The organism is Geothermobacter hydrogeniphilus (genome assembly GCF_002898515.1).
In the GTDB taxonomy this organism is placed as follows: Bacteria; Desulfobacterota; Desulfuromonadia; order Desulfuromonadales; family Geothermobacteraceae; genus Geothermobacter_A.
The window spans coordinates 1-6,920 of the sequence record NZ_PPFX01000072.1 but is presented as its reverse complement, the minus strand read 5'-3'; the positions used below and the strand labels follow the sequence as shown (position 1 = coordinate 6,920).

The 6,920-nt window shown below is 53.5% G+C and carries 6 protein-coding genes and 1 pseudogene; all 7 read right to left on the bottom strand.

Annotation, left to right across the window (positions count from 1 at the left end; all coding sequences use genetic code 11):
- A pseudogene (locus C2E25_RS18025) lies at positions 1-688 on the bottom strand (hypothetical protein); the annotation flags it as partial.
- Between the two features lie 125 nt (positions 689-813).
- Positions 814-1,533 carry a hypothetical protein gene (locus tag C2E25_RS17195; protein ID WP_103116939.1) on the bottom strand — a complete coding sequence of 240 codons (720 nt, stop codon included), beginning with the start codon at positions 1,531-1,533 and terminating at the stop codon, positions 814-816.
- A complete protein-coding gene (locus tag C2E25_RS17405) occupies positions 1,520-2,017 on the bottom strand; it encodes a hypothetical protein (protein ID WP_146033018.1) in 498 nt (165 codons plus the stop codon). Before C2E25_RS17405 ends, C2E25_RS17195 begins: the two co-directional genes overlap by 14 nt.
- Complete coding sequence (locus C2E25_RS17190; RefSeq protein ID WP_103116938.1) at positions 2,014-3,576, bottom strand: hypothetical protein; 1,563 nt, start codon at positions 3,574-3,576, stop codon at positions 2,014-2,016. The genes C2E25_RS17405 and C2E25_RS17190 overlap by 4 nt, the downstream gene beginning before the upstream one ends.
- A complete protein-coding gene (locus C2E25_RS17185; protein ID WP_103116937.1) occupies positions 3,573-4,352 on the bottom strand; it encodes a hypothetical protein in 780 nt (259 codons plus the stop codon). Before C2E25_RS17185 ends, C2E25_RS17190 begins: the two co-directional genes overlap by 4 nt.
- A gap of 354 nt (positions 4,353-4,706) precedes the next feature.
- On the bottom strand, positions 4,707-5,405 hold the full coding sequence (locus C2E25_RS17180; protein WP_103116936.1) for a hypothetical protein: 699 nt from the start codon (positions 5,403-5,405) through the stop codon (positions 4,707-4,709).
- Complete coding sequence (locus tag C2E25_RS17175) at positions 5,395-6,621, bottom strand: hypothetical protein (RefSeq protein WP_103116935.1); 1,227 nt, start codon at positions 6,619-6,621, stop codon at positions 5,395-5,397. Before C2E25_RS17175 ends, C2E25_RS17180 begins: the two co-directional genes overlap by 11 nt.
- Positions 6,622-6,920: the final 299 nt, after the last annotated feature.

The window sequence follows — 6,920 nt, the reverse complement described above, 5'->3', positions numbered from 1 at the left end:
CGTCGAGGATATCGTCGCCCTTGCCGCCGGTCAGGGTGTCGTTGCCGGCGCCGCCTTCGAGATAATCGTTGCCGCCGTAGCCCTTGAGGATATCCTTGCCGGCCATGCCGTAGAGGCGGTCGGTAACATCATCGCCCGCCAACGCCGACCGGCTGCCCTCCAGGAGATCCGCACCGTCGGAGCCGAAGACGATTTTCTTCTCCGGATTAAGCAGCAGCGGTTCGTTGAGCGTCACCTTGTCGGCCAGATCGACATACTGCACATCGCTGCCGCTGTCGGTGGTGTCGTTGCTGTTGCCGTACAGCAGGTTGGCAAGGTAGTCCGCCCGGTCGGCCAGGTACATGTTGGTCAGGCCCTTGCCGGTGGTCGGGTTGTAAAGGTCCAGTTCGCCATTCTGGTTGAAATTGCTGTAATTCACCCCCAGCACGGCAAAGGGATTGCCCTTGACCAGGGCGTAGCGGTAGGCGGTGTCGCTGCGGGCCAGGTTTTCGATCTGGGATGGTGACAAGGGAACAAGATTACCGACCTGATCAAGGGTGCCGAAGACGTCGATGCTCAGGGCGGATCGATCCTTCAAAGCGACGGAAATATCTTGCAGGTCCTTATAGAGCAGGTCGCGGGAGGCATTGTACTCGCTGCCGGTGTGGAATTTGAAACCGGGGAGCAGCAGCTCACCAATGGCCGACACGGCTGATTCGAGGGTGTTTTCCGCTTTGGCGGCAGAGGCTTTGAGAATACCGCCGATGGATTCGAGGCTCAGGGAGGAGTCGATGCTGGCGAAGAGATTGTAGACGGCGAGGGCGTCGGTGAGCGTTACAATGGAGTGATTATGGATTGGATCAAGAGAGGGCTCGATTGAAACTTCCTGAATAGATCCACCATTTGTCCCAGACCAGCTGTTGCCGATAGACCTTCGGTTGCACGTATGTTAGTAATTTTGTCGTTTGGTATGGTGGCATCTGTGATGCCAAAAAATTCCAGGAGTTGTGTGGCGTAATTGAAAATCACACCGGGAGATGCTGAAAATCCAGGGGCATTGTAGGTATAAGCAGCTGACACGACAGCATTATGTTCGGCGGTAAATGCCTGAGCCAGAAAGCCGCCCAGACTGTGACCGGTCACCACGACCTGCTCAGAGGTGCCGAGCTTGCCCTGACTGACCAGTGTCTGGTAAAAACTTTTCAAAGAGCTATATTGCGGCATACCGACGTTTGTCCCCAGCACTGCGATATTGATCACATCGGTCAGATAGTCAATCCCCCAATAGCTTGGCTCGGTACCACGAATGGCGAGAACCTTGTCACCGACGGGGTTGCCCTGTTGATCGACCTGCTGAAACAGCACTGCTGAAAATCCGTTTGATAGATCCTGTTGGTCCAATACTTGCCATGAGGCATCGAAACGTGTTGCTTGGGTCTTGGTCATAACCGCTCGTTCGTACTCTAAAGCATTCCCGTTTCCGATACGCAAGTTACTTGCATATGAGGCAAATGCTGTTTCTGCTAAGTTCAAATAATCGTTAATCGTTGGCATTTTTATCCCCTCCTTTGACAAATACTGATTTAATCAAACCTTCACTATCATCTTTATAGACAGGACAACTCTTAGATGTAGGATGGGCAAAAGGGAGAAAATCGCCTCCGGATCGGCCATATGAAATAGACTCCCCTAGCAACTTTCCATCGGACATACGAATAATTTTTTCTACTGTACGATCTAGTCTCCCTTCCCCTTTTAGCGGATCACCTTTCTTGAGATATGTAGTTTCAACTACATAACGATAACCCAGCCCTAATCGGTCTTCCTGTGATCGACTACGCCAACCCGGAAATGGATCTCCCCAACGGTCGAACATCTCCGGTGGCAAGGTGACGGTTTCGTAGACTTTGACACCACCATCCTTTTTGCAGAGTTCTTCCATCTGCTGATCAAGAGAAGATTTCTCACATCCCAGCAGACTGAAAATTACAACGAACAAAGAGATAGCTACAGGGATTCCCACCTTTCTCCGTCTCATGCCGTCCTCCATGGCTGCATGATCTGCATGATTTTGCCGGCCATGCCGTAGAAGCGGTCGAAGCTGTTTCCACCTTCCAGCAACTCGCTATTGTTGCTTCCGAAATGAATCTGGCGACGATTACTGCCGCCGATCCACTTGTTTCTGAGCACGATTCGCCGTCCGCCAGCATGGTCCACAAAACGGACGGCGGGCGGGGAATCTTTGACATAGGGATGGGCGTCGGAGGCAAAGGCCTTTTCCCCGTCGACTTTCATCTGCCAGTAAAGCATCTCGGCGCGGTCATGAATCCAGTTGTTGCTGAGCGTCCCCTGATCATTCGATGGATCGTACTGATCGAGTTCGCCGCTCTGGTTGTGGGGAGTGTACAGCGAAGCATCCCCGATAACGACGAACGGGTTGAGGTGGCTCAGGGCATACCGGTACGCCAGCCCGGTCGCCGAATTGTCGGTGGCGTTGAAGGCGATTTCATCGGGTGGCAGATTGGTCAGGGCTGTCAATGACAGGTTCAGCCCGGTGTGTTGCGCAAGTTGCCCTGAGAGTGCCGGGCTGTCGAGAGAACCGGCGCCGGGAATCTGCAGAAGATCGGCCAGACCGACCAGAACACGGTGAACCTGATTGTCCCTGCTGGACACATTGCTGATAACATCGGTCAGCCCCAGATAGTCATAACCGGGCAGAAGGGTCAACAGGTTGTTGTATATGGCGATGTTTTCATTGAGGGCAGCAATTCCATGGGAGAAGAAACCGCCTGCAAAGGTATTCTGGTGTTCGACAATCGGCTGAAAATCACCAATCAACCCACCGACGATATCTGTCACCAAGCCCGAAACCAGTTCCTGATAATCCGCACCGACCGAAACCACATTGATGTTGGTCCCTGGTGTGCCGGTAACGGGCGTTGAGGAATTGAGCGCGGAAATAAGACGGTTGACATCCAGTCCCAGACCGTCAGCAATGGCATGAATGACCGTTGTATTCTGGATCGTGTTGATGTTGACAGAAGTTGGATCGCTGACATAGAAGGGAAGGACGTCTTCGACAACCCCCCTGAACACATCGCCAATAGTGGCAGCAGTAAACAGGTCGTTTTTGGCAATGCCGAACGGGTTGTAGCCATAAGCCTGAAACCCGAAAACATAGCTGACAGCGGTCGCCAGGGAACCTCCCAAGGAATGGCCGGTTAGAGTCGTGTTCTGAACCGTCAGGTCAGGTACGGCCGCCATCTGCTCCTGGACAAAAAGGATCGCCTCAAGAAACTGAGCAGGAACGTCCCGAAGCCCCATGTCCAAAACATCGGTCTGGATCAAGTCGCGCCAAGTTTCAACAGGCGTCGAAAAAGAGACTTCAGTCCCCCGAAAGGCAAAGACGTATTTCGATCCAGCGGTGTTAGGGTCGATTTTTTCGAGCAGCAGGGCCTGGAAACCGTTGTTTGAGGGTTGGCTGAAGGCTTTGACTTGGTAGCCGTCAAACTTTGCCATGTTCTTCAGATTGTTATCAGAATAAACGTCTTCAGCCAGTCGACCGAGGACCTTAACTATCTCAATGTTGAAGTTCATTTCCGCCCCCTCCCTGTATTTCTTGATTTATGGTAATCATTGATTCTTAAATTAACAGAACTCATCGAAAAAGAACTTCGATACAAATCTGGAGCTAAATCGTTGTCAACATATGAGAAGACTATTTCATCATCGAAATTGTAAACAAAATCATCCCCCACGTGCCCCCCACCTTCAAAAGGACTATCCCCGACGGGCAATATCAACGCCCAGCGCGGCGAATAGCCCATGTAACGCTCCGAATAGGCAATCCGTTCTTTGTTTTGGTTGTCGATGATCTCCATCCGGTCGGCCCAGATGAACGGCTTTTGCCAGAAGGCAAGAGGAACGGGGTCGAGCTTGACGTGGTAATTGAGCGGCGGCAGGTCAGCGGTGTTGGTGAAGACCTCCGGCGTATCGCCTTTGCCGTAGCGGTAGAGGTAGATCTTGCCGTCCGGGCCGTTCATCGCCAGGGTGCTGAGATGTTCGCCGTCGAGCAGGTGGTCGATCATCCACAGGCGGTAGTTTTCGTCATAGCCGGGCCAGACGTTGTCTTCCCAGTAGACGCTGCCGGGGACATCGACGGTGCGGACGATCTGCTGCAGCGGGCTGCGGATCAGCTGGTAATACTTCAGCAGTGCGGTCTGAACAATCATGTCGTAGGTGGGAAAGAGCACCACAAAGGCAACCGCCAGCCAGGTGTAGAGCCGGCGGTTAAAGATGACCAGCACCAGCCAGACCACAAAAGCAGCGACCAGCAGGTAACCGACAAACAGCAGCAGGTAAAAAAGCCCCATGAATCCCTCCTGAACCTCCTCAACAGTCGGGCAACTGAAAAGGTCTGCCACGACTGTCCCGAGACAACAGCCTGCCAACAAAAAAACCGCGTCAAGAAAAACCCATCACGGCTTTCTGGTGTTAGTGGCAAAGTAAAACTGACCCACGGCGCCACCAACAAAAAAATCCGCACACAGGTCGGGACAACAGTCCCACCCGCGTACGGATTTTTTGGTCACACAAAACGTCCCTCATTTCAACAACCCTCCATGGTCGTTGTCAATGAAGCAGATTAAAATCAGTGCATGAAAACACCCTCCCCCTCAGGATGTCAAGAGGGAAATCTCTCGAGTGAAATCCACCAGCCATTGGTGTCAGGTTTGCCTTTTTGCTCTTCCGAGATATCGTAGCATCTCTTCCCACATCTCAAGCAGAAGAGCATCATTCTCTTTATTGTATGAAACAAACTCCTGATCATCATCCGAGCGCACCAGCCATTCATTCGCTCCACTCAGGCTGGTCTCCCAGTAGCGGTGCAGGATGTTGGAAATGGAGCCGGTGCGGGAGGTGATGGAAATGGATTTTGCCAGTTTATCTTCTTCATATTTGACCGACGGCCCAATAATGTAATCCCAGCCCTGGCCGACCAGGTCGCTGGCCGCGTCGGCGGCAAACCAGCCGACGGCGACGCCGCCGGCTGCGATCAGGAAGGGTGCACTGGCACTGCCGGCAATCGCTGTTGTCAGCGCACCGACCCCGTAACTTACTGCCTGGGAGGTGATGGCCAAGGCAATTGATTTCACCCACCCCTCGCCCTGGACGATGTTGACCGTGGTGTCAAGCAGGGCCCCGCCGTGCAGGCTCCAGATTTTGATGGGTAAGGGGAGGTCGGTCTGGGCGATAATAGTTGCATATGATTGGGCAACCGCAGAAATGCCCGTGGCAAGTTTTTCCACAGCCGCCGGGTCACTGAGAGCCGCACTTGAGCTGTTCTGGATGGCCTGCCGAACTGCCTCTGTTACCGTTGGGTCGTTACCGGCCGCCTGCTGGATGTAATCCTGTTCAGTTGCCATGAATCGCCTCCTCGATCAATTGAAATTCTTTCTCAAAAATCGATTGAATCCTGTCATCCCATAATTTCTTGTCATCCCAATTCTTTGTATTGAAAAATTCTTCCTCCCCTGCCACCTCGATGCCGCAGTATTTCGGCAGCATGCGCTTGTAGAAACGGGCACCGACCCAGTTAATGCGGGCGTCGTAATGGTATTCACGCTGCTTGGCGTTGCGCAGGCGCATCAGGGGCGAAGGGTGTTCCCGGCTGCCGACGAATTCGGCCCGGGTCTTGACGTACAGCTGCACGTAGGGGTGGTCGCAGCGGAATTGTTTGTTCAGAATGAGAGTTTCCATGGCAAACTCAAGTCCACTCAACAATGCCTCCTGCCGCGCTACCGCGATGAGTGGATGTTTTTTCAGGACATTTCGCATGGTCTGAGCGTCCTGCCACTTGCTGCGTAGCTCTCCCAGCCAGCGAATCAGCAAGTTGGTCCGTTCTATCTGTACCGGATCTTGTGCCAGTACCTGCAAAGCTCCCCAAACACTTTCGTAATGCTGGGCCTTCTTCAGGTTGTAATAAAACGCCAGGGCCGGGAAGTTGCGGTAGTACTGTTCATGCTTCATCTGCGCATCGGCAAAGGGCTGGGTCGCCATCCCCTGCAGCGAGTCCCAGTAGCGGTCGAGCAGCTTGACCATGTTGGGCGAGTATTTGTTGTCATCCCCATCCCAGGTCTCGCGCAGGGTGCGGGTGTAGGGATAGAGAAACCAGAGTTGCTGCCAGACATAACGCTCGCCGTCCTTTTTCGGCAACAGCTTCACCCCGTCGGAATAAATCTTCTCCTGCAGGGCGTTCAACGGCCAGAGCACGACGATATCCGGGTGGATGAAGCGGGTCAGCAGGGCGCGAAAACCATACAGCACCTGCCCGGCAACAAAATACTCCTTGGCCTCCAGGTGGGCGTTGTCCCTGCCCATCCACTGCTGCCGCTGCTGGATATAGAAGGCCAGGTGGTAGACCAGAAAGACGATCAGCAAGAAGGACAGCGCCTTTCTGCGCTTATCCGGCTCGAAAATGACAGCATCCAGCGTCGTCCGTTTCGGCTTCCGTCCCTGGCCGGCAAACATGCGGCGGATGATTGAGCGAACCGCATACAGCAGCCCCCCGGCCAGCAGCAGGTAGCCCGCCGTCAGCAGCATGGTGACAACAAGGTAAAACAGACTGTGAAGCAGGTGCATCGCACTCCCTCGGATATGTTCCTGATTCAGGACAAAAAAACCGCGTCAAGAAAAACCCATCACGGCTTTCTGGCGCGGTCTTGTCCGTTTGCTGCTCCCCCTCCATGGATTTGCCGAAACTTAATCAAGCGGTTCTTTTCATAGCAAGTTAATAAGCAATCGTCAATGATTTATACGTCAATGTTTACGCAATGTTGCATCGCATTGTCGCCATCCATGCCTTATCTCCGGCGGAGAAACAGCGGCTCCGCCTCCAGGCAATCCAGCCTGGAGAGACCATAATGCCGGGCACGCGCCGG

Bases quoted from the DNA above. Each gene is read 5' to 3' on its own strand.
- C2E25_RS17405 (WP_146033018.1), bottom strand. From the start codon at position 2,017: ATGAGACGGAGAAAGGTGGGAATCCCTGTAGCTATCTCTTTGTTCGTT.
- C2E25_RS17175 (WP_103116935.1), bottom strand. From the start codon at position 6,621: ATGCACCTGCTTCACAGTCTGTTTTACCTTGTTGTCACCATGCTGCTG.
- C2E25_RS17195 (WP_103116939.1), bottom strand. From the start codon at position 1,533: ATGCCAACGATTAACGATTATTTGAACTTAGCAGAAACAGCATTTGCC.
- C2E25_RS17185 (WP_103116937.1), bottom strand. From the start codon at position 4,352: ATGGGGCTTTTTTACCTGCTGCTGTTTGTCGGTTACCTGCTGGTCGCT.
- C2E25_RS17180 (WP_103116936.1), bottom strand. From the start codon at position 5,405: ATGGCAACTGAACAGGATTACATCCAGCAGGCGGCCGGTAACGACCCA.
- C2E25_RS17190 (WP_103116938.1), bottom strand. From the start codon at position 3,576: ATGAACTTCAACATTGAGATAGTTAAGGTCCTCGGTCGACTGGCTGAA.